The 23,847-nt window shown below is 41.6% G+C and carries 25 protein-coding genes, 1 tRNA gene and 1 pseudogene; 15 read left to right on the top strand and 12 right to left on the bottom strand.

Features of this window, described 5'->3' with window-relative positions:
• Positions 1-154 precede the first annotated feature (154 nt).
• Entirely contained in the window at positions 155-2,110 is a 1,956-nt protein-coding gene (locus BMZ72_RS24240) for a sigma 54-interacting response regulator (RefSeq protein WP_089812265.1), read from the bottom strand.
• Between the two features lie 214 nt (positions 2,111-2,324).
• Between BMZ72_RS24240 and BMZ72_RS24235 the strand changes: the two genes are divergently transcribed.
• The 6 genes from BMZ72_RS24235 to BMZ72_RS24210 all read left to right on the top strand — a co-directional run bounded on the left by BMZ72_RS24235 (position 2,325) and on the right by BMZ72_RS24210 (position 6,112).
• Entirely contained in the window at positions 2,325-2,999 is a 675-nt protein-coding gene (locus tag BMZ72_RS24235) for a putative quinol monooxygenase (RefSeq protein ID WP_089812264.1), read from the top strand.
• Positions 3,000-3,222: 223 nt separating this feature from the next.
• Complete coding sequence (locus BMZ72_RS24230) at positions 3,223-4,128, top strand: alpha/beta fold hydrolase (protein WP_089812263.1); 906 nt, start codon at positions 3,223-3,225, stop codon at positions 4,126-4,128.
• A 110-nt stretch (positions 4,129-4,238) separates the two neighbouring features.
• A complete protein-coding gene (locus tag BMZ72_RS24225; protein ID WP_089812262.1) occupies positions 4,239-4,484 on the top strand; it encodes a hypothetical protein in 246 nt (81 codons plus the stop codon).
• Positions 4,485-4,486: 2 nt separating this feature from the next.
• On the top strand, positions 4,487-4,735 hold the full coding sequence (locus BMZ72_RS24220) for a hypothetical protein (protein ID WP_177222919.1): 249 nt from the start codon (positions 4,487-4,489) through the stop codon (positions 4,733-4,735).
• A gap of 16 nt (positions 4,736-4,751) precedes the next feature.
• Positions 4,752-5,630 (top strand): helix-turn-helix domain-containing protein, encoded by an 879-nt coding sequence (locus tag BMZ72_RS24215; RefSeq protein ID WP_089812261.1) that lies wholly within the window; start codon positions 4,752-4,754, stop codon positions 5,628-5,630.
• A gap of 38 nt (positions 5,631-5,668) precedes the next feature.
• A complete protein-coding gene (locus BMZ72_RS24210) occupies positions 5,669-6,112 on the top strand; it encodes a DMT family transporter (RefSeq protein WP_089812260.1) in 444 nt (147 codons plus the stop codon).
• 87 nt (positions 6,113-6,199) lie between these two features.
• On the opposite strand, the gene BMZ72_RS24205 is transcribed toward BMZ72_RS24210, so the two are convergent.
• Both BMZ72_RS24205 and BMZ72_RS24200 read right to left on the bottom strand, forming a co-directional pair.
• Positions 6,200-7,246 carry a proline iminopeptidase-family hydrolase gene (locus tag BMZ72_RS24205; RefSeq protein WP_089812259.1) on the bottom strand — a complete coding sequence of 349 codons (1,047 nt, stop codon included), beginning with the start codon at positions 7,244-7,246 and terminating at the stop codon, positions 6,200-6,202.
• Positions 7,247-7,369: 123 nt separating this feature from the next.
• Entirely contained in the window at positions 7,370-8,020 is a 651-nt protein-coding gene (locus BMZ72_RS24200) for a Crp/Fnr family transcriptional regulator (RefSeq protein WP_089812258.1), read from the bottom strand.
• Positions 8,021-8,198: 178 nt separating this feature from the next.
• Here BMZ72_RS24200 and BMZ72_RS24195 point away from each other — a divergent pair, with 178 nt between their 5' ends.
• Together BMZ72_RS24195 and BMZ72_RS24190 are read left to right on the top strand one after the other, a co-directional pair.
• Positions 8,199-9,011: an alpha/beta fold hydrolase gene (locus BMZ72_RS24195; protein WP_089812257.1), complete on the top strand. Its 813-nt coding sequence runs from the start codon at positions 8,199-8,201 to the stop codon at positions 9,009-9,011.
• A gap of 39 nt (positions 9,012-9,050) precedes the next feature.
• Positions 9,051-9,905, top strand: a complete 855-nt coding sequence (locus BMZ72_RS24190) for an alpha/beta fold hydrolase (RefSeq protein ID WP_089812411.1) — start codon at positions 9,051-9,053, stop codon at positions 9,903-9,905.
• 100 nt (positions 9,906-10,005) lie between these two features.
• Here BMZ72_RS24190 and BMZ72_RS24185 read toward each other — a convergent pair whose 3' ends face one another.
• Positions 10,006-10,590, bottom strand: a complete 585-nt coding sequence (locus BMZ72_RS24185) for a TlpA family protein disulfide reductase (protein ID WP_089812256.1) — start codon at positions 10,588-10,590, stop codon at positions 10,006-10,008.
• A 129-nt stretch (positions 10,591-10,719) separates the two neighbouring features.
• Here BMZ72_RS24185 and BMZ72_RS24180 point away from each other — a divergent pair, with 129 nt between their 5' ends.
• Positions 10,720-12,075 (top strand): sensor histidine kinase, encoded by a 1,356-nt coding sequence (locus tag BMZ72_RS24180; protein WP_089812255.1) that lies wholly within the window; start codon positions 10,720-10,722, stop codon positions 12,073-12,075.
• Positions 12,065-12,766, top strand: coding sequence for a response regulator transcription factor (locus BMZ72_RS24175; protein WP_255373282.1), 702 nt, complete (start codon positions 12,065-12,067; stop codon positions 12,764-12,766). The genes BMZ72_RS24180 and BMZ72_RS24175 overlap by 11 nt, the downstream gene beginning before the upstream one ends.
• Positions 12,767-12,967: 201 nt before the next feature.
• Here the strand turns inward: BMZ72_RS24175 and BMZ72_RS24170 are convergent, their stop codons facing one another.
• Positions 12,968-13,366 carry a response regulator gene (locus BMZ72_RS24170; protein WP_089812254.1) on the bottom strand — a complete coding sequence of 133 codons (399 nt, stop codon included), beginning with the start codon at positions 13,364-13,366 and terminating at the stop codon, positions 12,968-12,970.
• A gap of 232 nt (positions 13,367-13,598) precedes the next feature.
• Positions 13,599-14,774 (bottom strand): alkene reductase, encoded by a 1,176-nt coding sequence (locus BMZ72_RS24165; protein WP_255373281.1) that lies wholly within the window; start codon positions 14,772-14,774, stop codon positions 13,599-13,601.
• Between the two features lie 65 nt (positions 14,775-14,839).
• Between BMZ72_RS24165 and BMZ72_RS24160 the strand changes: the two genes are divergently transcribed.
• A complete protein-coding gene (locus BMZ72_RS24160) occupies positions 14,840-15,253 on the top strand; it encodes a winged helix-turn-helix transcriptional regulator (protein WP_089812252.1) in 414 nt (137 codons plus the stop codon).
• A gap of 322 nt (positions 15,254-15,575) precedes the next feature.
• Positions 15,576-16,589: a sialidase family protein gene (locus tag BMZ72_RS24155; protein WP_089812251.1), complete on the top strand. Its 1,014-nt coding sequence runs from the start codon at positions 15,576-15,578 to the stop codon at positions 16,587-16,589.
• An 11-nt stretch (positions 16,590-16,600) separates the two neighbouring features.
• On the opposite strand, the gene BMZ72_RS24150 is transcribed toward BMZ72_RS24155, so the two are convergent.
• The gene (locus BMZ72_RS24150; protein ID WP_255373280.1) at positions 16,601-16,828 is read right to left on the bottom strand and encodes a DUF2461 family protein; all 228 of its coding nucleotides are present in this window, start codon (positions 16,826-16,828) and stop codon (positions 16,601-16,603) included.
• A gap of 312 nt (positions 16,829-17,140) precedes the next feature.
• On the bottom strand, positions 17,141-17,851 hold the full coding sequence (locus BMZ72_RS24145) for a transposase (RefSeq protein WP_089812250.1): 711 nt from the start codon (positions 17,849-17,851) through the stop codon (positions 17,141-17,143).
• 176 nt (positions 17,852-18,027) lie between these two features.
• Here BMZ72_RS24145 and BMZ72_RS24140 point away from each other — a divergent pair, with 176 nt between their 5' ends.
• Complete coding sequence (locus BMZ72_RS24140) at positions 18,028-18,279, top strand: hypothetical protein (protein ID WP_089812249.1); 252 nt, start codon at positions 18,028-18,030, stop codon at positions 18,277-18,279.
• 258 nt (positions 18,280-18,537) lie between these two features.
• Positions 18,538-19,362: pseudogene (locus BMZ72_RS37210) on the top strand (recombinase family protein); the annotation flags it as partial.
• Positions 19,363-20,110: 748 nt separating this feature from the next.
• Here the strand turns inward: BMZ72_RS37210 and BMZ72_RS24125 are convergent.
• From BMZ72_RS24125 to BMZ72_RS24115, 3 genes are all read right to left on the bottom strand, one after another.
• A tRNA-Ser gene (locus BMZ72_RS24125) sits at positions 20,111-20,197 on the bottom strand.
• Positions 20,198-20,264: 67 nt separating this feature from the next.
• A complete protein-coding gene (locus tag BMZ72_RS24120; protein ID WP_089812247.1) occupies positions 20,265-21,308 on the bottom strand; it encodes an asparaginase in 1,044 nt (347 codons plus the stop codon).
• Positions 21,309-21,353: 45 nt separating this feature from the next.
• Positions 21,354-22,124, bottom strand: coding sequence for a TatD family hydrolase (locus BMZ72_RS24115; RefSeq protein ID WP_089812246.1), 771 nt, complete (start codon positions 22,122-22,124; stop codon positions 21,354-21,356).
• A 123-nt stretch (positions 22,125-22,247) separates the two neighbouring features.
• On the opposite strand from BMZ72_RS24115, the gene BMZ72_RS24110 reads away from it, so the two are divergent.
• Positions 22,248-23,132 carry a hypothetical protein gene (locus BMZ72_RS24110; protein WP_089812245.1) on the top strand — a complete coding sequence of 295 codons (885 nt, stop codon included), beginning with the start codon at positions 22,248-22,250 and terminating at the stop codon, positions 23,130-23,132.
• Positions 23,133-23,185: 53 nt separating this feature from the next.
• Here the strand turns inward: BMZ72_RS24110 and BMZ72_RS24105 are convergent, their stop codons facing one another.
• Positions 23,186-23,812 (bottom strand): polysaccharide deacetylase family protein, encoded by a 627-nt coding sequence (locus BMZ72_RS24105; protein WP_089812244.1) that lies wholly within the window; start codon positions 23,810-23,812, stop codon positions 23,186-23,188.
• Between the last annotated feature and the right edge of the window lie 35 nt (positions 23,813-23,847).

The raw sequence follows: 23,847 nt of genomic DNA, 5'->3' as shown, positions 1-23,847 counted from the left end.
ACAAATTGTGTCAAGCTGAAATTTAAATATACAATGTGTTGATGAGTAATCATTTAAGCGGGTTTCCCTGGTAGGCCGGGTAATAGTGATGGTGTTAAGTTCCGAAGATATCGGAGTTCATCGTTTTTTTGCCTCCGATATTTTCGGAGTCGTGCTACAGATCTTCCCTTCTGATTTTCAGCTTTGCCATTTTGGATTCCAGCGTAGTAGGTTTGATATTCATCAGCTCTGCCGCTCCATTGGCTCCGCGGACGCGGCCTTCTGCCTGTTTGAGTACTGAAATGATATATTCCCGCTCTGTTTCAGCCTGGATGTTTTTCACATCCTCAAACGTTTTAATTGGTGTTGTGACAGGTATTGCTGCCTTACCTGTAAGTGTTCGTTTCAGTTCTAATTTTGATTTGCCATCATTTAGAATGGCTGACTGTTCTATAACATTCTCGAGTTCCCGGATGTTACCCGGCCAGTCATAAGCAATCATTTCTTCCATCATGGAAGCGAAAATGCCGTGAAAGGGCTTATTAAATTCACTACAGAATTTTTCTGCAAAATAAATGGACAATTCTTTGATATCACTTCTACGTTCCCGCAATGACGGTAGTGTAATAGGGAAAACATTAATGCGGTAATACAGATCAAGCCGGAAATTTTCGGCAGCTACCTCTCTCTCAAGGTTACGGTTGGTAGCGGCTATTACGCGCACATTTACTTTTGTAAGCGAGTCGCCGCCAATACATTGAATTTCCTTTTCCTGTAAGAAACGCAAAATTTTTACCTGCATCTCCGGAGAAAGTTCTCCGATCTCATCTAAGAAAATAGTTCCACCATCAGCCTGTTCGAATTTACCTTTTCTTTTCTCAATGGCGCCGGTAAATGCGCCTTTTTCATGACCAAATAATTCCGACTCTATAAGCGCAACCGGAATGGCCGCGCAGTTTACGGTAATAAAGGGAGCATTTTTTCGTGGCGACAATAAATGAATAGCTTGTGCCAGCTTTTCTTTCCCGGTTCCACTTTCGCCAAGGATTAATACCGATGTATTATAAAACGCCACCTGTGCAGCAAGGTCCAGTGCCCCCAGCAGCAGGTGATGGTTCCCAATGATACTCCGGAATTCGGGGTAATTCAGTGTGTTCCCCTGTAACTTTCTTTCATAATGAATAGGCGTATGTTTTGAAACGGGCAGATGTTCTCCGTAGATCATTTTTTCAGCTAACGCCGCCAGACTCGTTCTCAAATTGTCCAGTAAGGATATGTGCGCATTCGTGTAAATATCTTTTTGACGACTGTAAAAGAAGTAATGAAAGGAGAGTCCATTGCTCAGCACAACCGGAAATACGAGATAGGATTGAATATTAAACGTATCAATCAATGTTTTTTGCAGAGATGGTACATTCGGTTTTTCATTGGCAGGGTCATTGTTGTAAATGTTCGTATTTATGTCCAGATGGCTGTTTGCAAGAATTACGGATAGCGCTGTTCTCTTCAGATTCGTAATTGTAAGTAGCTCTTTCTCACCAATAAACTGGTATTCGTCGAATCCAACACGCAGATATCCTTTGTCGTTGAGTTGGGCAGTATTAAGAGGTCTTAGTCCGGATGTGATAAGATCGAACGGTACACAGGTTTGCATGATCTCCGCGATCTTCAGCAACTTTTGCTGGCTATCCGTACTGTCATTAATTATTTTCGTTATCTGTTTCGGTACAAGTATTTCCTGGTTGTTTTTTGTTTCAAGACTATGCGCATGACGATACCAGGCAATATCCAGCATAATCAGCAAGTCTTTCTTTCTGTATGGCTTCACCAGAAATCCGTCAGGATAGGTCATCTTTGCCTCTTCCAATATTTTCTGGTTTGAATTGGCCGACAAGTAGACAAACGCAATATGCTCAGATTTTAATTTCCTGGCAATATCAATACCAGAACGTTCTCCCTGTAAACGGATATCAAGTAATACAATATCAGGCCTATCCCGCTGTAAATGCGCTTCTGCTTCCTGTGCAGAAGCCGCAATACCAATTACTTCATAGCCTGATCGCTGTAATACCTGCTGCAAATTACTGGCTACAATGAATTCGTCTTCTACTATCAGTACCTTTTTCGTCATAGTTGTAGCTGCTTAAAAAATTAGCATATATTCTGAAATCATAAAATATAAAGTCATATAGCACATTGTACCGCCTTAATGGATCTCCATCAGACAGGCAGGGTATAGATAACTATTAAAATAATAGGACCAGTCATTACTGTGTTTATTTTCCGCCGGAAGGTTTATTGGCTACTTTACCAGACAAACTTATGCATTTCTTAATATTATCGCAATGAAAATTCGCAGAATATGGGAGATAGCCTTCTCTGGATTTTTCCATGTCAAAAATGAACAGACTGCTGTTTTAACACAATACCACGTGAAAACTTCCTATCAGGATCAATTTTTCAAAGTCCTGAGCCAATACACGCTTAGCTCCATCGCATCTACTGGTAATGTAATGGCGGAAGCATACTATGAGAGAGGGGATGTATGCGTAATGTGGATTATAGAGCGATGGAACTGTCGTATTGCTTATGAAAAACATAAAAGTAGTATCGCCGCGAAAGCGATAGGTGCGTTGGTCAAAGTGGGAATAGTGGAGCCGGTGAAGAATTTTTTTTTACAGGAGCTGGAGATATTTTCTAAAGAAATTAGCCGGGATGCTTTAACCATCCTGTTATTTATAGATGTCAGGCCTGGTACCGAAGAGCGTTTCAAATCGATAAACCGTGATTTAATGCCTGTAATCCGGCGAGCCCCCGGTGTGCTGTTGTTTCAACTAAGCCAGATAGTAGCTCACAAAACCAGGTTTGTAGTATATAAGAAATTGCGCAACTGGGACACCTTTCAATATCATTTAAAAGAGCCGGCGCTTGCGCCTTTAATGCAATTCCTGCAAACTTCTATTGCAGTACCTCCATTTGAAAACGGGTATCATCATCTTATTCAGTTTGGGCAGCGTTAAAGAGATAACCTGTACCAGACCTAACTATGTTTTACCGTTCAACTGCGCATATTATTTTTTTGATAGTGACGATTACTACAGTGATTTTAGAAATCAAGTTATAGAACTGAGCTTTGACATGCATACAGCAATCTATAATAGTGGGAACCATAAGCAGTCAGCGTAAGCAACTTTAGGGTGACCTCAAAGAGACACAAACAATTATTATACTAAAACAAACACAATGAAAAACAAAACGCACTATCGCTCAGCAAACATCAGCGGTGTAGAGATCTTTTACAGGGAAGCAGGTCCTGCAAATGCTCCGGTGTTACTGTTGTTACATGGTTATCCGACCTCTTCGCATATGTACCGTAACCTGATCAATGATTTGTCAGATAAATATCATTTGATTGCCCCTGATTATCCAGGCTATGGAAGAAGCGAACAACCACCTATGGCCGATTTTGAATACAGTTTTGCAAACTATGCCAGGATAATGGAAGAATTGCTGAAACAGCTGAATGTTGGAAAATTCAGCCTTTATCTGATGGATTACGGTGCTCCCGTTGGCTGGACGCTCGCGTCAAAATATCCGGACAGGATAGAGACCATCATTGTACAGAATGGCTGTTGCTATGAAGAGGGATTAGAAACTTTCTGGGATCCTATTAAGGCACTCTGGAAAGATAGAAATGATAAAGATGCTATTAAGGCCTGCCAAGCTTTTCATAGCCCTGAAGGTTTGAAATGGCAATACACGCATCATGTTCCGGATGAAAGCGCTATATCTCCTGATAACTGGGAAATAGATCTCAGGCATCTGCAGCGTCCTGAAAACGATGATATACAGATTGCCCTGTTTTACGACTATCGCAACAATGTAAAACAGTATCCCAAATGGCAGGAATATCTGCGTACCAGCAATCCGGAAATGTTAATAGTATATGGCAAGGACGATTATATTTTCCCTGGTGTTGGTGCAGAGGCATTTAAAAAAGATGTGAAGAACCTTGAGTTTCATCTTTATCCGACAGGACATTTTGCACTGGAAAGCTTCGGTGATGAAATTACCGGAACCATCAGAGACTTTTTAGATAGAAAACTAAGCGGCCGCAAGGTTGAGAACGCATTAACCGAATCAGTATAAGGCGTTGGTTGGGGATACAACAGCCCCGGATGTGACGGAGGTGCTGTGAGGAGAAAGGGGCTTTGATGTATCCTTTTGTAATAATAATATTCTTCATTAAATACGTTTTTATGAGTGCTGCACCCAACACTAACCCAGGCGAAATAAAACCACAGCCCCTTAGCGCCGAATCGCAGGATAAGAACAGGCAGACACCGGACATCATTGTTATACCAGATGAATGTGGCGATTCGCTGTGGGATGAGGTATTGGCGCAATATCCGGACCTGACAACAATCATCAATAAGACGGCGGTTCCGGAATCTGATCAGGTTCCCTCCTCTTCTGAAACAGAGAATAGCCAAATCAAACAGTAGCAATGAATTATCCATCACTGGCATTTACAGATGCGGTCAGAGAGATGCAGGAAAAATTTGGTAGCCGTAAAAGCTATGCCTGTCTGGAGAACAGCAGCTATGTAGATGGTCTGACAGAGAATGAAATGGTATTTATTTCGGACCGGGATAGCTTTTATATGGCTACCATCGGGGGGAATGGATATCCTTATATACAACATCGTGAAACTGAACTGAAGAAACTGAAGGAAAGACCAGTGGCTGACGAGTAATATAAAAATTTATAAAATGAAAATTGGCCGCGTATTAAAACAAGATGCTCCGGTTACAGTGCCGGCGCCATTTCAGATCTATTCCATCCAATCCCTTCAGGCAAACAATAAAAAAGGAGAAACGCCTTTTTTTTGCGTGGATACGTTCCTGATGATCTGGATACTGGAAGGCAGTGTGAAAATAGGTGTTGATACGGATGCCTTTCTTGTAAATGAAAACGTGTTTTTTTATGTGCCCCCCGGGCAGGTTTTCACAATGGAGATTGATGAAGCCGCAAAAGGGTATGCGATCTCTTTTGTTAAAGAGTACATTGAATTAACTGATATCAGAGTAGCGGGATTATTTCGCACTTCATTTTTCAACCAGTTGAACTCCATACCTATCATCTATATATGTGGCGACTCAATAGCCTCAATGGAATCCTTTGCTGACAAAATGATACAGGAGTATAATAATACGCTGGATCTGCGTTCAGACATCCTGAAGGGATACCTGAAGATATTTATGATCTATTTATGCCGGCAGATAAAACAGAATATACAGGATATCCAGGACATTTACTGGTCCCGGAAAAATCACCTGGTCAAGCTATTTTTTACGCAGGTCGAAAAGCACTATGCATCCAAAAAGATGGTAAAAGAGTATGCTGAGATCCTGGCGGTATCTCCCGGTTACCTGAATGGTGTCGTGAAGGAAATGTCGGGACGCCCGGCCAGCCATCACATTCAGCAACGTATTGTTCTTGAAGCGAAAAGAAGGGTTCTTCATGATGGCTTTAGTTTAAAAGAGACGGCGTATGATCTGGGATTTTGGGACCCTGCTCATTTCAGCAAGTATTTTAAGAATTGCTCCGGCATAAACTTTACCGATTTCAAAAAAGGTGTTTCGATGTAAATGAAATACCCATTGTCTTATTCACGAAAATATATTTTATGAAAATAGTCTGGCTTTTTGTAGTCTTTTTATGTGGTGCGCTATTGCCTTTACAGGGAGGGCTTAATGCAAAACTAGCCAAATCAATAAGTAGTCCCATTTATGCGTCAATGATCTGTTTTATCGTTGGAGCGCTCGGGATGGCCGTTTATATTCCTTTTACAAAAGAAACATTTTCCTGGCAACTGCTGAAGGGTAGTGATATTACTGCTGTGTTAGGTGGTGGTTTGATTGGTGCTGTGTTCATTACAGCGAGTATGATGGCGCTGCCCAGGTTAGGTATGGCACTTACTTTTGGACTTGTGGTAGCCGGACAGGTGATCATTTCAGTATTACTTGATCACTTTAATATCCTGGTTGCAGAACAACATGCTGTTAATGTCTGGCGTGGCCTCGGCATACTGCTGATCATTGCGGGAGTTGTTGTTGTGGAGAAATTTTAGAAAGCCTTCAGGTTGATAGTACTGAAGGCTTTCCTGTCTTTTCTGCTGTTTACTGGTTCATTCCCTCATTTACTATGAGGGATTTTTTTATTTCGCAGAACTGTTATTAACCTCTTTTATGAAGCGTATGATCCCGTTCATATAAAATGGCTGCTGGTCGTACATACTCAGGTGACTGCCATTGGCGCAGTACAAAAACTGCCCATGCTGCAACTGCTGGCTCATCCATTTAATATGTTCGGGATTCATTTCGTCATATCTGGCGCCGATAAATAATGCCGGTACCGTAATTTTTTTCAGCCGGGCGCTTATATCCCAGTTCATTAAACTTCCAATGATGCCAAATTCACTGGGTCCCTGTAATGTCAGATAATAAGGCGTATTCAGTTTACTAAGTCCCCGGTTAAGTGGCTCTGGCCATTGGTCCAGTGGCAGCCGGCAAATAAAACGGGCGTAGAAATGCTTCGTTACGAGTTCTGAATACTTCGGATTACTATAATCGTTCCTGGCTGACAACTCATTTATCGTGTCCAGCACAGCAGGCGGCAATTGTTTTACCAATACCTCCTGAATATATTTGTTGAATTCTTTGCCGCTTGCTACCATATTGGAGATAATCAGCCCCTTCAGATTTTGCTGATATTTGACGGCATATTCCATACCCAGCAGACCACCCCATGAATGGCCGAACAGGTAAAAATTGGAGGCATTCAGTTGTAGTGCCTGCCGTACCTGTTCAACTTCATCCACAGCACTTGCTACGGTGTAACGGCTGCTGTCACCTGGCTTATCACTGTTACCATTGCCTAATTCATCGTAGTAATAAAATTCTATTCCTTCTCCCGGAAAGTAACTTTCAAACGCTTCCAGGTAGTCATGAGGAAAGCCTGGTCCCCCGGCTAGTAGCAGCACCTTTATTTTGGGGTTATTGCCAATGCGTTTTGTCCACACGTTGAAAACGCCTTTAGGCGTCTTTATGGGTATCATTTTAACACCTCCTGTCTGCACGGTCGTTGTGTCTGTAATAAAATAGTCGGCCTGATTACCTTTTGGGTCTGGCACGGAACAGTTAGCAAGCAGCATCAGCGATACCATGGATGCGATCAGTGCGAACGGTTTTTTTGAATACATCATTTTGTTGTTTTAATACTGATATTAAAGGTGGTTTTTCATTGCTTTTCTCAATTTCGATGCAAAACTCTGTAATGCAAACTATATGATCGTTACCCTAGGGTAATTAATAGTGCTGACGCCTGATCAATAACGTCTAAGCTGCTTTCTGATACGGCTCAGCGATTGTGGCGTTACGTTTAGATAAGTGGCGACCAGCGAATTCGAAAACATATTTAACAGGTAAGGTTCTTCCTGAAGAAATTTCTTATAACGATCAGCGGCGGGCAGTGTGAGCAAGGTATTAAGACGGTCATAGACCTGTATGAAGGCCTTTTCTGTCAGCATACGCAGCCAACGTTCAATTGCAGGAGATTCATCGACCAGCTTTTTTAGTGCCTCCGCAGAAAATCGGATAGCAGTTATGGGTGAGAGGGTATCAATTGTAAGTGTGGAAGGTTCACGGGAAAGAAAACTTCTGTAGTCTACGGCAAAAACGTTCTTTGTAGTGCTTTCCGGGCTGTTGAAATGGAAAAACCAGGTAATTGTTTTTCCTTTAAAATCGGTAAAGTAGGAAATACATTTCCCTTCAATGATAAAGTAAATATATCGGCATGTAGTGCCAGTTTCGAGCAATCTTTTTCCTTCGCCATATTTTACTAAGCTACAGTTTTCTTCTACCAGTTTTTTTGTTGCCTCATCAGGTACAATATCTTTCGACAGGTACTCCAGAAAAGAGGTACAAAATATTGACTGATGAATATCATTGCCTGAAGGTAGCGTAGTCTTTTTTTTCATCACTGTACAAAATGTATTGTTGGCTACTTTTTAGTACAAATGAATATGATTGAAAGGAAAGTGGCTATTAAAATTATAAGGGTTGTTATTACTCAGGTTATTTTTCAGGTTAGCTACTTCTTATCATATTTGATTGATCAATCCGGTCATACCTAATTATCACTTTAAATTTTATTTTATGAAAAAGGATTTTGTGGTCGTGATGGCCAGCGTAGCGGGCGCACTGCTCGTACTTGCCTCATTAGTCTCCTTTACTGCTAAGCCAGGGGTGCGCGCAACCGCCAGAGAAGAGGAAAAACCAACAATCGTGCTGGTGCATGGCGCCTTTGCCGATGGGTCTTCCTGGAACAAGGTAATACCTGCGTTACAGAAAGAAGGATACCACACAATTGCTGTACAGAATCCGCTGACCTCCCTGAGCGATGATGTGGCATTTGTAGAGCGGGCTATCGCAGAAGCAAAAGGGAAGGTGATACTGGTAGGACATTCATGGGGAGGCGTTGTTATTACCCAGGCCGGAAACAACGAAAAAGTACAGTCGCTTGTCTATGTCGCCGCTTATGCGCCAGATGAAGGACAAAGCATTGAAAGTCTCAGTAAGGATGCTTATGAGGTGAGAAAGATAGCTAATGTGCCTGGACTTGCAGATCCTGTTGTGAGTAGTGATGGTTATATACGACTGAAGGAAGAAACAGTGGTAAATCATTTTGCCCAGGACCTGCCAGCACAGGATGCAAAGGTCATTGCAGCCGGACAGGGCCGCTTTCATTTTAGTACCATAACAGCCAAAGTGGCGAACCCTGCCTGGAAGAATAAACCCAGTTTCTATGTTGTTGCGGACAACGATCATATGATCTCACCTCAGCTGGAAACTGAAATGGCTAAAAACATTCATGCAACTACTTATCACTTGCCTGCAAGCCATGTGGTGATGTTGTCACAACCAGCAGCTGTAGTAAAAGTGATCCTAGCAGCAGCAGGTAAAAAATAGGTTGATCGCAGCAATTATTTTGATGGCTTAATGTTTTTTATGAAAGATCAGATATTTTATAGAACCATTGACATAGATGGCTTAAATATTTTTTATCGTGAGTCAGGTGCGGCAACACGCCCGGTTCTGCTGTTATTACACGGCTTTCCCTCCTCTTCGCATATGTACAGGGATCTTATTGCTGATCTGTCGGGAACATATCATATTGTTGCGCCTGACTATCCGGGATTTGGTCAAAGCAGTGCCCCTGACGTAAAACAGTTTTCATATACATTTGATAATCTGTCTGTGATCATTGAACGCTTTATTGACCGATTGCAACTTCGGAACATAAGCCTGTATATCCAGGACTATGGTGGTCCTATCGGACTAAGGATCGCCAGCCGCCGGCCTGAGTTGATCCGCTCATTGATCATACAAAACGCAAATGCATATAACGAAGGTTTAGGCGATGCACTGGAGCCATTGGTTACCTATATTCAGGATCCAGGTGCTGCTCAGGAAAAAGAAGCTCGTTTTTTCCTGACATCAGCAGCTACAAAATGGATGTATCTGAATGGTGCCAGTGATAAAACCAGGATAAGTCCGGATAGCTATATCACCGATCAATACTATCTTGACCAGCCCGGAAATGATGCAATACAGCTTGCCCTTTTCCGCGATTATGGAAGTAATATTGCCTTGTATGATGAATGGCATAAGTATTTTAAAGAACATCAACCTGATACCATGGTATTATGGGGGAAAAACGACGCTATGTTTATAGCGCCTGGAGGAGAAGCGTACCGAAAAGATCTGCCCAATGCGAAAATCATTCAAATCGATGGAGGACATTTTTTGCTTGAGGAACATCACGAATATGTTGCAGATTTGATAAAAGGGTTTATACAATGAGCAACGTAATGCTTAATTTCCTGGCAAAGTAAATGTATAGGAAAATATCAGTGAACAGCGGGATAGCGATTCATTCGGTCATCTCGCCGTTCACTGTTTCTCAATGTCGGGAAGGCGCTATTTTTTTAGTATCTTCAATTGAACGGATGAAAGCAGCTGCGGCCTGCTCTTCAGTAAGATCCGGATCATAGCCTACAAACTTATGTCGGATGACCCTGTTCCGGTCAATCACAAATCGTGTAGGAATACCAATTGTTCCGAATTCAGTATAGTATTTATTTTGAATGCTGTCTTTCCCTTTTTCATCAAACACAACATGGAAATTATAATTGTTCTTTAGCATGTCTTTTTGCACCAGTTCTTTATATTGAGCTGATTTCTCCCGTGTGTCAACAAACAGAAAGGCTACGCTTGTATCATTTGCATATTGTTTTACTACTTTGTTGACCATTGGGAAATCTTTATGGCAGTAGTAACACCATGTTGACCAAAAATACACTATCAGCACTTTATTTTTAAAGTCAGCAAGACTTACAATTTTGCCTTCTGTATCTAACATTTTAAAGTGAGGGGCAGGAATATCTAATAGTGTGTCGATAGGTGTTTGCTTATATCCGGTGTTTGAATAACCCTGCATCGTGGCAGGGATGCAAAAGAACAAAAGGTAAAGGAAGTGTCTTTTCATGATTAATATAATTTGATGACGAAGATATCAGGCGTAATATGGTTGAATGTTAAAAAGGAGCACTTTTCTGTTAACTACTGTTAACTGAAAGATCAATGAAGGCTTTATACTGTAATTTTAGCGGGTATTATGAGGAGAAGATTGAAGTTCACATTCCTGATTGCAATATGCGCTGTATCCCTGATCGTATTGTTTCAGGTCTATTGGGTGTATAATAACTATAAGGTCAGCCAGTATAATTTTATAGCATCCGCCAGGTACGCATTACAGAAAAGTATCAGTGCCTACCAGCTTCAACAGAGTGAATTGCCTACTTCTCTGAAGTACAAAGATCCCACGCTGACATTTTTTCTGAGAACAATTCCTAACCGTGATTCTATTGCTTTTGATACGCCAGCAGTTATCAAACCATTTCATGCCGAATTTTTAACAGTAAAAATTGACGAGTATAATATAAACGAGGTGAGTGCTATCATGGGAAGATTGATATCGCAACAGTTTCGCCGACCGGTAAATCTCGATTCTTTGGCTGTGTTATATAAAGAAGAACTACGTAAGGAAAATATTGCAGTGTCATTTAAACTCATATTGTTAGATAGCACAGCAGTTCTTTCACAAGATGAAGTTTCTGTGCCGATAAAGTTTCATAGATCGCCTGTTGTCATTGTAAAGGCTATTCCTGTAAATTCATCAACGATGTTATGGAAGCAGAATATTCTTCCGGCCTTTATTTCGTTTGCATTGATACTGTTATCTGCAGGAAGTCTTTTTTTTATGGGGAGAATGATTAAACGCCAGATGCGGCTCAATAGTTTTAAAGATGATTTCATTAATAATATTACACATGAGTTAAGAACACCACTGACTATCCTGCAATCATCAATAGATGCTTTAAAGAGCTTTGGTGCTTCATCAGATCCCGATAGACTTGAAAGGTATTTAAATATCAATTTGAATATCATTAAGAAGCTGGACACGGACATAGATCGCATCTTAGAGATCAGTAAATATGAACACGGTATCATGTCTGCACAGCGCATGGATGTTAATTTAACGGATTTGTCTGCCGAGGTAGTCGACCGTTTTGACTTACGTGCACCAGATGAGATTTTTATCTTCAATGCACTACAGCCGAAAGTTGTCAATACGGACCGTTTTATTATAGATACAATTCTGAGTAACCTGATAGATAATGCCATTAAATACGCACAGGGGAACGTTCGTGTAAATATTAGCTTTCGCACTATTGTTAATGGCTGGCAGTTGCAGATACAGGATAACGGGAAAGGGATTGATCCATTTCATTTACCTTTTATATTCGATAAGTTTTATCGGGTACAGTCGAAAAATGTGCATGAAGTGAAAGGATATGGTCTGGGATTAAGCTATGTTAAACTGTTGGTTACTGCATTAAATGGAGAGATTTCCGTTACAAGTCAGATTAATAAAGGAACAACTTTTACTATTCAGTTTCATGATGAATAAGATTAGCGTATTACTTGTGGAAGATGAGCCGGTATTGGCTGCTATCATAAAAGAATCGCTTGAAACCCGCGATTTCCTTGTTCATATTGCTGGCAATGGTAATAACGGCTGGTCGCTGTTTAGAAAGCTGAAGCCGGATATTTGTATCATTGATGTTATGTTGCCTGGAAAAGATGGTTTCTCATTGGTTTCAGACATTCGCACAGTAGATGAGAAGGTGCCGATTATTTTTCTTACTGCCAGAAAGCAACCAGAAGATGTTATATATGGTCTTGAAATAGGAGCAGATGATTACATGAAGAAACCGTTTTCAATGGAAGAATTAGTGTTGCGGCTAAAAGTTATGGTGCGTCGGCAGTATCAGTTTTCGGCCTTCAGGAATAATTCGTCCGGTATGGTAAAGGTCGGCAGGTTTATGTTTAATATTCAAAAACAGGAATTAACGGCTGAAGAGCAGGTGATTCAGCTTTCACAGCGTGAGGCGGATTTATTGAGATTATTACTGGAAGTGAAAAACGAATTACTTGATAGAAAAACGGCACTTCTCAGGTTATGGGGCGATGATGATCCCTTTGCTGCGAGGAGCATGGATGTTTATATTACCAGGATTCGGAAATATTTTCGGGAAGATGCTTCTATTGAAATCATCAATATCAGGGGAAAGGGATATAGCCTGATAGAATATTCATAAGGTAATATCGCATGAATATACACAGATTTAGGGTGCCTATTGACAATGCAAATATCTGTCTGGCTTTTACCCCAATCCAGACTCCTTTTTTCTGAAGTACAAGAAAATATAAATAGCCCATTGCCAATGGAGCGGAGTTTTGAACACCCTCAACATTCAACGGGCTGTTTAAATTACAGACAGGACAGCGCCCCGAAGCATTTAAGAAGGCAAGTTAACAGCTTCTTCCCTATTCAATAACTCGTTAATCGTCTCGTGTAACTGCGCCTTGGTAAATGGTTTTTTGAGAAAAGCGTCAGCACCATTTTCCAGTGCCAGGTCCTGAGCGGCCGCATCCACGCCAGAGATCATGATCACCTTTGCAGTGGGATGTTCATTTTTTACAAAACTGAGAAAGTCGACGCCAAAACCGTCAGGCAGTCGATTGTCTAATAATATTAAAGAAGGCTTTTCCTGTAGAAGATATTCCTCAGCTTTGGCAATACTTTGTACATGTTCGACATCCATTCCTTCCCCATCAAGTAATATGTTTAAAAGGAGGCACAGGTCACCTTCGTCATCAATGATCAATATTTTCCCGGGAGCAGTTTTAGTTTTCATGTTTTATTGTTGGTTGTGATGGTTAGTTAGTAAAAAAAGCATGCCAAATGGTATACGCACTGAAAAATTCAATAAAATCTGAGAGTCAAAGGTTGTTAGTTATGCCTTAGTGATCACAATGGGGGGAAACAATTATTATTATAATAGACTGCCTGAACCAGCAAGCGGTGTGACCTTAAAGTCACCAGCGGATTAACCGTTGGTGACTTTAATTGTTTCAAGATCCGGAATATTAAAACACCGCTTCCGGATAATCAGTATATCCCTTTTCTTCCCCACTATACAACGTATCCTGGTTGATTGCTGATAATGGTAAATTGTTTTTAAAGCGGACTGTCAAATCGGGATTGGCAATAAATGGTGCACCAAAAGATACAAGGTCGGCTATACCTTCTTTCAGAATACTATTCGCACTGTCCCGCGTAAAGCCCAGATTCGCCATCAACCTGCCATTGTAATGGTAACGGAAATGGCTGAAATAGTTATCCTGCAATACTTCTACCGGTGTGCCTATTAAGCTTTCTGCAGGCCCGACAATGTGCAGGAAAGCGAGATTGTAATCATTCAGTTTTTTAAGGATGTACTGAAACATGGGGATAGTTTCTTCGTCCGGCGTCACGATACCTACATGGCTATATGCGACCGGTGTAAACTTAATGGCGACCCTTGTACTATCCCATACTTCCAGGATAACATCCAGTATTTCAAATATAATACGTGCGCGATTTTCAATACTGCCACCATACTCATCGGTTCTATGATTAGTAGCGAGGCTCAGAAACTGAGGAATTAACATGCCACTCTGCGCATGTACTTCAACGCCATCAAATCCTGCTTCTTTCGCGTTCTTAGCTGCCTGCCGGTAATCCTGTATCGTTTGTTTAATTTCAGCCACAGTGAATGCGCGGGGCGTTTGTGTATCTTTAAAGCCCTGGGGTGTATAGGACTGGCTTTGCGGATTAATGGCGGATGGGCCAGCGGGCAATTCACCATCAAAAAAATCCGGATGAGATGCGGCGCCAATATGACCTAATTGAGAGAAGATTAAACCTCCTTTGTTGTGTACTGCCTGAGTGACCAGTTTCCATCCGTCAATCTGATCCTGCGTATAAATGCCTGGCACATTAATAAAACCAATAGACTTCGGATTCACCCAGGTGCCTTCACTCAGAATTAGGCCTGCTGAAGCGCGTTGTGCATAATATCTTGCCATCAATGGCGTAGGAACCAGGCCTTTATTGGTGGCACGTCCACGCGTAAGTGAAGCCATTACCACCCTGTTCTTTAATTTCAAATCACCTATCTGATATTCCTCCAGCAGAGGTTGTGCTATATTTTCCATTGCTTTTTTAAAAACAAACTTCGGGCATCTGTTCCAGCGTCGCAATACGGGAAAAACTAATGCCATAGGGATAAATTTATCCCATAGAGCGATTAGCATACAATGCCTATTTTTGAATAAAGCAACACTTTATGTACGAAAGAAAGACTCCCCTCACAATAGATTGCGGACTGCACCTGACGAAAGAAGTGCTGAATGGCAAATGGAAGCCAGCCATCCTCCGCGCTATTTCGATGGATGTAAAGCGTCCAAGCGAGATACTACGTTTATTTTCCGGCGCCACCCGCAGGGTGTTGAACGTACAACTCAAAGAATTGGAAGGGCATGGTATGATAGAGAAGAAAACCTACCCCCAACTGCCGCCTAAAGTGGAGTATTCACTTACAGAGATCGGTTATTCGCTGATGCCTATTATTGAGGCTATGAACCAGTGGGGGGATGATAATCGCGGTTTTTTGGAGAATGTTATTAAGCAGGCACCTAAGATTAGCGAAACGTCAAAAACGACATGCGAGAGTTATATACTTATGAACGCAGCGAAGTAAGATCGGATAAGGTTGGCTGTAGAAATCAAAAAGCCTCCAAATCTTTCGATTTGAAGGCTTAAAGCTTGCGGGGCGGAGGGACAACTTTCGAACCGGTTTGTAGATGATTTAACTAAAATTAATCTCTTTGTTAGTGAAAATAATCCGTCTTTTCGTCTAGTGTAGACGCTGTTTAAATTTCGGCTCTATTCCATAGGCATTAGAAGCAAACAGCGTTTTCTACTCAAAAACATGGGTGTTTGACTATTAGTTTTGGCAGTGATTTTTTTATGATACAACTTGCCGCTGTAATTTATTTTGAGTTGACCTTTAACATTGTACCATGACCAAAAACTCCATCTTTATTCTGCTGTATGCTGCCATTGCTTTAGTATCCTGCCAAAAGAAAGAAACCGAAAAACTGAGTAGCAATAGTTTGACTGCCAGTAGTAATGCTACCCAATTATCCGCTTTTTTAAGATATTATTATAAGGGCCCCGGTGTTGGCAATATCTTTAGCGGGTACGGCAACAATGGTTTTGCCTGGAATTCCATCTTTGTTAATGATGGTGGAGCAGCCCAGGGTAGTCCTACTGCAACCGTTTTTAACGGTAATATCTATGAATTCCATAGAGGAAAGACAAGTAATAACCTGTATTATGGTTACAGTACTGATGCCGGAGATTCCTGGACTACGGCTGTACCTTTGGGGAATAACGCCGCCACAGCTGGTGATCCCTCTGCATGTACTTTCGCAGGTAAAATGTTCCTGGCTTATTCAAGTACTTCTTTTCAGCTTGGAAACAATTCTACCCCTATTTACTATTCTTACAGTTCAGATGGACAAAACTGGACACAGGTGGTGTTGCCTTATACATCCTGGGGTGATCCATATATCTTTACTTTTAACAATGGGATACATATCCTGTATTGCAACACCCATAATCCGGTTCCGGTTTTTACCATTTTATCGTCTGGGGATGGAATAAACTGGACAAAGGGCCCACAGTTGAATATTGGTTATTTCCGTTATGCCGCAGCAGCATCAACCCTCGCAGGTCCCTCCAATCCTATCAGGACAGTCATCATTGGGGCGGATGCAGGTGGACAGCTTCAATCTACAGTGTCCACTGATCTGGTTAACTGGACTACACCTGTTAAGATTACGACTGCATCCGGGCAGCTTGCATACAGCAGCAGAAGACCTGCCATAAGCCCTAGTGGTGTTGTGGCTATATACAAAGCTAAGACCAATAACAATATCATATATGCGCTGCCAGGTGGCCTTGGGTATATAGAGCAGGCAAATGCGGTTGGTACTACTGACGAATCACCATTTTTGATAGAATACCCCTGAGCAGGCTCTTACTATTTTGTAAGACCGTTGGTATCTGTTGACAATACTTCGCTCATATAATCCAGGAAAGGACGCATTCTTTTAAACGTAGTATCTGCTTCTTTTAAAAAAGAACTGTTTAATGCCTCTTCATCTGTAAAGTAGCGACGTACTATAAATTGTTTATAGCGTAACAGGTCTACCGCTTCATGTGTTTTATCATACCCTTTGGGAGCGGTTTTTAGCTGTTCGCCCTGCAACTCTCCGAAGGCTTCTATGAACTGTTTGTTTTTTTAGGATCTTTCGGAGAGGAGTAGGGTCGAAGGCGATATCATTACGCACTGGCTAGTAGATAAAGGTAACTGATTTAGCTGTTTTTCTTGCGCCAGGTGTTTAGTTGCCAAAAAAGTCTCCATTGGAGTTGTTCTGCAAATAATATTTTAATAGCCCATCTTCTCTCATTCCAGTCTTATGTTAAGTTTCTCAATTCAAAATTGATACCATTATTTGTCAGGTAGGGTCTGCTGAATAAGTTTTCTGACCAACTAAATTTCATTTTAACACCTGGCTATTTACCATTCCTGACGTCTCATATATTGGGGTATAAATTGTGTATCAGAACTATTTACCATTGTGGTCAAATAGCCCTCCTTTACCAGACAGTAATAGATTTGGCGTGCTGACAACAAAGAACCTGCTGCCAGTTTAAGCAGATTCATAACAAAGTATATAGACATCACCCAACTCTCAGCCGTATCCTTGAGCCGTGCTTTGATCTTACCCAGACCATATGCATTTTTTCCCTGTCCAAACTTCCCCTCAATCGCATTTCGTTCCGGCATCTCTTTTTGCAATAATCGCTTTTGCTGCTTACCATCTGGTGAGGGTCGCCCCAATCGCTTGCCAAAGTAACGGATCCCTTTTTCCTTCATAAACTGTCTGTTTTCTCGTTCGCCGAACAACTGATCTGCCAATACACGCTCAGGATAACAACCAAACAAGCGTTTGTATGTTTCCAGGCTGTCTATCAGCAATCCACCTTCATTGTAATTGTTCCAGCTCAGATTCTCTATATGTGTGTAACCATCTTTCAACAGCACCAGTTGCTTGCTGCCAAACTCTGTTGATACACGGTCTTTACCTCTCGGCATTGGACGTACATATGGTTGATAGATACTTACAATCCGATCTGTTATTTTCTGTTCTCTTTTCTTATACATCTCTACCTGCTGACGATACATTTCCTGGATCACCTGTATTAACGTCCAATCTTTTCTGGTCAATGTCTCCTTAAAAGTAGCATCTGTTTCTATGAGCCAAAACAGGCCCCAAACTCCCCAATCAGGAAATATTAAACATAATTAGGGAAAATTCGACATAAAACGACATAAAACTACATAAATCGACATAATCCGGACATTGCCTTTTTCGACGGTGGTAATTTTGTAGAAAAAAAACTATGACTAAACTCACAAGACAGGTATTTGATATACCGGCCGATATTATGCTGGATGTATGCAGTTTAATTTGCGAACACGAACTTGAGCATACCATCATGGAAGTAGATGAGGATGAAGATACAATCAGTCTTGAATTACAGTATAGTAAACAAGACAGGAAAGTAATTCATAAGATAGAGGATATGATAGCTGATAACAGTGATGAAGAAGGTGACGATGACGAGGAAGATGATGATGACAAGGATGAATAGTAGTATCCGTAATAGGGAGTGTAATTAATTTTATACTCCCTATTGCATTATGAGTATTATTTTTTCATTTTAATTTCTTCCTATGTGCAACACTGAGTTAACTGAACCATCAGAGGATACTGAAAGCCTAAATATATCAGACCCTGAGCTTTTAATAACACTTAAAATATTCGCGAGGATTCTACTATCTGTTAACCACTCAGAACACATTGAGACACCATTTGTAAATCTTAATCCATCACCTGAAAAATTAGCCGCATGAGTATTATTAACGCTTTTAAACAATTTGGAAACTATTCCAAAAAACAACCTGTTAAAGTGGCCGCACAGGCAGCTGTGGTATATACCAGGGTATCCAGTAAGGAACAGGCAGACCATAATTTAAGCCTGGATGTTCAGCGTAAATCAATCGAAGAATCTGCCCGCAAGAACAATTTGGGTATCATCGGTTACTTTGGAGGTACTTATGAAAGCGCTAAAACCGATGGTCGTAAAGAGTTTAATCGGATGTTGGACTTTATTAAAACCCGTAAGGGAAAAGTGAGCCATATATTAGTTTATACACTTGATCGTTTCTCCCGAATAGGAGGTGCTGCCATTAAATTAGCCGAGGAATTAAGGGAGAATTATGGTGTTACAATATTTGCAGTAACTCAGCCAACTGATACATCCAATCCTAGTGGTGTATTGCATCAGAATATTACCTTTTTGTTTAGTCAGTACGATAATCAGCTGCGTAAGCAAAAAGCAGTTGCCGGGATGATAGAAAAGTTTGACAAAGGTATTTGGGTAACTAAGCCACCACAGGGATATGATATTGTGAAGATTAACGGTCAACGTAAAATTGTTTTAAACGAAGTAGGTAAAAAGATAAAGAAGGCATTTATCTGGAAGGCCGAGGGTATGAAGAATGAGGAAATTATTTCCAGGCTAAAGGCTATGGGAGTTAAGATGTATAAACAGCAGTTAACTAAGATATTTAAACGTCCTTTCTATTGTGGTATGATTAACCACGGGTTATTGGAAGGTAAAATAGTGGAAGGTGACCATGAGAAGATGATCAGCCCTGAAATCTTTTTAAAGGTCAATAACATTCATCAGGGCTCAGGAGGATACGGAGTGCCACACAAAAAGGAACAAGACGCTGTACCCCTTAAAATCTTCATTAAATGTGATACCTGCAACCAGCCATTTACAGGTTATGTAGTCAAAGCAAAATCACTGTGGTATTACAAGTGCCGGAAGGATGGCTGTAAATGTAATAAAAGCGCCAAAAGGATGCATGAACTATTTGAGCAGTTGTTAAGTCAATTTTGTTTTAATGAGGACCAGATGGAATCCCTTAGAAAGGTACTTATTGAGGAGTATTATGAAATGAACAGGGAAAACATGGAACAACAGAAAATATTAACCGCCCAACTGAAGGAGGTCGATAACAAGATCGACAGCTTGGAGGAAAGTAGGTATGTATTAAAAGAAATAGGGCAGGAAACGTTTGATAAGTTTTACTCCCGGTATAGTAAGGAGCGGAATCTTATTTCTACAAAATTGGAAAAATGCACAGGAAGTATTTCGAACCCTGAAGAAGTAATAAACCAAGCCATATCTCTTTCTTCCAATCTCGATATGGTATGGCGCTCCAGTAATACAGGTGCAAAGGAAAAACTCCAAACCCTCGTATTCCCCGACGGAATCATCTATGACCGCCAAAATGAGGCATTTCGAACCCCAAAAGTCAATTATATTTTTACTCGTATTGCCCACCTGTTGGGCAATACGAGTAAAAACGAAAAAGGGACCGATCATCTTTTCGATAATCAGTCCCTTTTAGCGGAGAAGAAGGGATTCGAACCCTTGAAACCCTTTCGAGTTTACACACTTTCCAGGCGTGCCAGTTCAACCACTCCTGCACTTCTCCGGGTAGGTTGAATTTTTATTTCAGGATGGCAAAGGTAGCTATTTCTACCAGATTACCAAAATAAAATTTAAATCGTTTCCCAGTCGTTGGTATTAGCCGTTAACTCCCCTCTCAGAGAGGTCTCGATCATCGCTTTTGTGGAGGCTGGATCGAGGTCCTGTCCCAGTACAAACATCAATTTAGTGATTGCTGCTTCAAAGGTCATGTCGTGACCGCTGATCACACCTATTTGCTGCAGCGGCTGACTGGTTTCATATTTACCCAGTTCTACCGATCCACCGTCACATTGGGTGATATCCACAATGATCACACCTTTGTCTATTGCCTTTTTCAGGCATTCTATAAACCAGGGTTGTGTATTGGTATTGCCGCTACCGAAGGTCTCCATGATCACGCCGCGAAGGCCGCTGACGTTCAGGATAGCCTCTACTGCCTTACGCGTGATGCCCGGGAACATTTTTAGTACGGTAACATTATCGTCGAGGTGTTTATGTACTTTGAGTGGCTTGTCAGGACAAGGTAATACAAACTGTGTTTTGTATTTAATGTCGATACCTGCTTCTGCCAGTGGAGGGTAGTTCATCGAATAGAACGCCTCGAATTTCTCCGCGTTATATTTCTTGGACCTGTTACCACGGAACAGTGCAAAGTCAAAATAGATACATACTTCCGGCACAACCACCTGTCCGTTATGACGGGTAGCGGCGATCTCCATGGCTGTGATAATATTCTCCTTCGCGTCTGTACGGATCTTTCCGATCGGCAACTGCGAACCGGTCAGGATGACGGGCTTAGAAAGATTTTCCAGCATGAAGCTCAGTGCTGAAGCGGTAAATGACATGGTATCAGAACCATGAAGGATAACGAATCCGTCATACCGGTCATAGCGGTCTTCAATAATAGACGCCAGTTCCACCCATATTTCGGGCTGCATGTCGGAAGAATCGATAGGCGGATTAAAAGCGTATACGTAAAAATCAATCCCCATACGGTATAGTTCCGGAAGATTGTTACGTATCTCATTAAAACCGATAGGACGCAAGGCTTTGGTTTTCTCGTCGTAGATCATCCCAACGGTGCCCCCTGTATAAATAATCAGGATTTTACTCATTGATGCTGCTGTTCCAAATTGCCTGCAAATGTACCGCCTTAAAGGTTAAAGCATTTTGAATAATTTGAGGGCGTTGTTTGTCGTAATAGCAGCTATATCGGCTATTTTTAGATTTTTTACATCTGCAATCTTTTCACCGATCAATGGAATGTATGCGCTCTCATTCCTTTTACCACGGTAGGGTACGGGGGCCAGGTAAGGCGCATCCGTTTCCAGTACTACGTTTGCAAGGTCAATATCTTCCAGGATCTTATCCAGCCCCGATTTTTTGAATGTAACCACACCACCGATGCCAAGATAGAAACCAAGGTCAATGATCTCTTTGGCCTCTTCCAGGGTACCGGAGAAACAATGGAACACGCCAGAGAGTCTGCCATCCTGTAAGGCTTTTACTTCATCAATACATTCCCGGGTGCTTTCACGGCTGTGAATGGCAACCGGCAGACTATATTCACAGGCCAGTTCCAGCTGAGTGCGGAAGGCTTTATATTGTTGTTCAACGTGTGTCTTGTCCCAATAGAAATCCAGACCGATCTCTCCAATGGCTTTGAACGGACGCTTTGCTAACCAGTCTTTTACAATGCCCAGTTCCTGATCAACGTTCTCATTCACGTAACAGGGGTGTACTCCCATCATGGCGAAACACTTGCCGGGGAACTCCGTTTCCAGCGCCAGCATGCCGGCTATTGAACTGCTATCGATATTCGGCAGGTATAAATGGGACACACCTGCGGCCAGGGCCCGCTCTACTACAGCTGTTCTGTCGTCCGAAAAATCCTCCCCATATAAATGGGCGTGTGTGTCTATCCAATTCATCTATAAAATATTAAATTTTTTTATTCAATTACTAAAAATATTACATTTGTATAATATTTATATTTCAGTAAGTGCTGTACAAAAGTACAGCCGAAAGACCTCATTTAAAACTATACTTATTCTATGAAAAGCTATTTTTGCTTTAACCGTATCTTCGCAGGAGTAATTATCCTGGTATTGGTGGTAACCTGCTTTTTTGCCTGTTCTAAATCAACTGAATCAGCTAGTCCGAACGCGAACCAGGCTGATAATCTTACAATTAATGCTGCTGCCGATCAGGCGATCGTTAGCGGAATATATGATGACCTCTTCGGTATTGCGCTGGAAGTAGGTGCAAAAGCTGGTATGAACCAGGCTGGCCGTAAGGCAAATATTGACCTGACTGCCAAGCTGGGTAGCTGTGCAATCGCTGAAATCGACGATGTAAGCGCTGGTCAGTGGCCTAAAGTGATGCTGATCAAGTTCGGTGCACAGTGTGCTGATGCAACCGGCCGTGTACGTGCAGGAAACATCCAGGTAACTTATTCCAACTTCTTCTATTATCCAAATGCGACGATCACTATCAAACCGCTGAGCTATACTGTAAATGGTATCGCTGTACAGGGTACTAAAGTGATCACTAACCTGAGCAGCAACAGTGAATATAAATACAGCGCTGTTATCAATGATGGCGTACTGAAACTGGATACCGTAACAGTAAGCTACAAGAGCAACGCTACTATCAAACAGACAGACGGTTTAGCTACCCTGGCTGACGTAACAGATGATGTGTTCAGCATCTTTGGTACTGACTCCCTGATCTATCCAAATGGTACAACTGCAGCTATCACCGTTGGTGAAGCAGATGCACTGCAGAGAAAGATCGAATGCCCATGGTTCAGCAAAGGCAAAGCCCTGGTAACAGTAGGTAATATCACTGCGAATGTAAACTACGGTAATGGTGTGTGTGATGACTCAGCCAGCATCGATCTGGGTGATAAAGTGAAAAGCATTAAATTGCCTAAATAATAGCAATAATAATTCATGAAAAAGCCCGGGTTCATCGCCCGGGCTTTTGTATTTTAATAAGGGATTGCTTCCATACTCAGTTTCTCCTTGCGGAAGTATTCCAGTACCCTGGGTAAAGCATATTCCATTCGGTCCCAGGCTTTTGTACTGTCGTGAAACACAATAATAGACCCTGGTTTCGCCTTAAATACCACATTCTGCACACACTCCTCTCCGCTTCTTTCCGTGTCAAAATCAGCGCTTAATACATCCCACATGATCACCTGCGCATTGGGAACCAGCTTCTTCAGGTGTTTGACCTGAAAAGGGGTGATTCTGCCATAAGGTGGACGGAATAAAGGGGAACTGATATATTTACGGGCTTCGAGAATATTCTCCATGTATTTATCTGTACCGGTTTTCCAGCCATTCAGGTGGTTATGGGTATGATTGCCGGTATGATGACCTTCTTCCAGTATCTGCTGGTAGATATCCGGATGCTCAATAACGTTTTTCCCTATACAGAAAAAGGTCGCTTTCGCCTCATATTTACGGAGTTGTTCCAGTACAAAAGGAGTCGCCACAGGGTGTGGACCGTCGTCAAATGTGAGGTATACAGATGGCCTGGCCGGGGAAAAGTTCCAGGTGCAGTTTTTATACAGTGCTTTCAGCAGCCCAGGTGTTTTCGTAAGATAAAACATGGATGTCGCGATTGAAAAATAAAGGTAGCTAAATC

It is taken from the genome of Chitinophaga sp. YR627 (genome assembly GCF_900114995.1).
Taxonomy (GTDB): domain Bacteria; phylum Bacteroidota; class Bacteroidia; order Chitinophagales; family Chitinophagaceae; genus Chitinophaga.
Note: the sequence above shows the minus strand (reverse complement) of the source record. Positions and strands in the feature narration are given on the sequence as shown.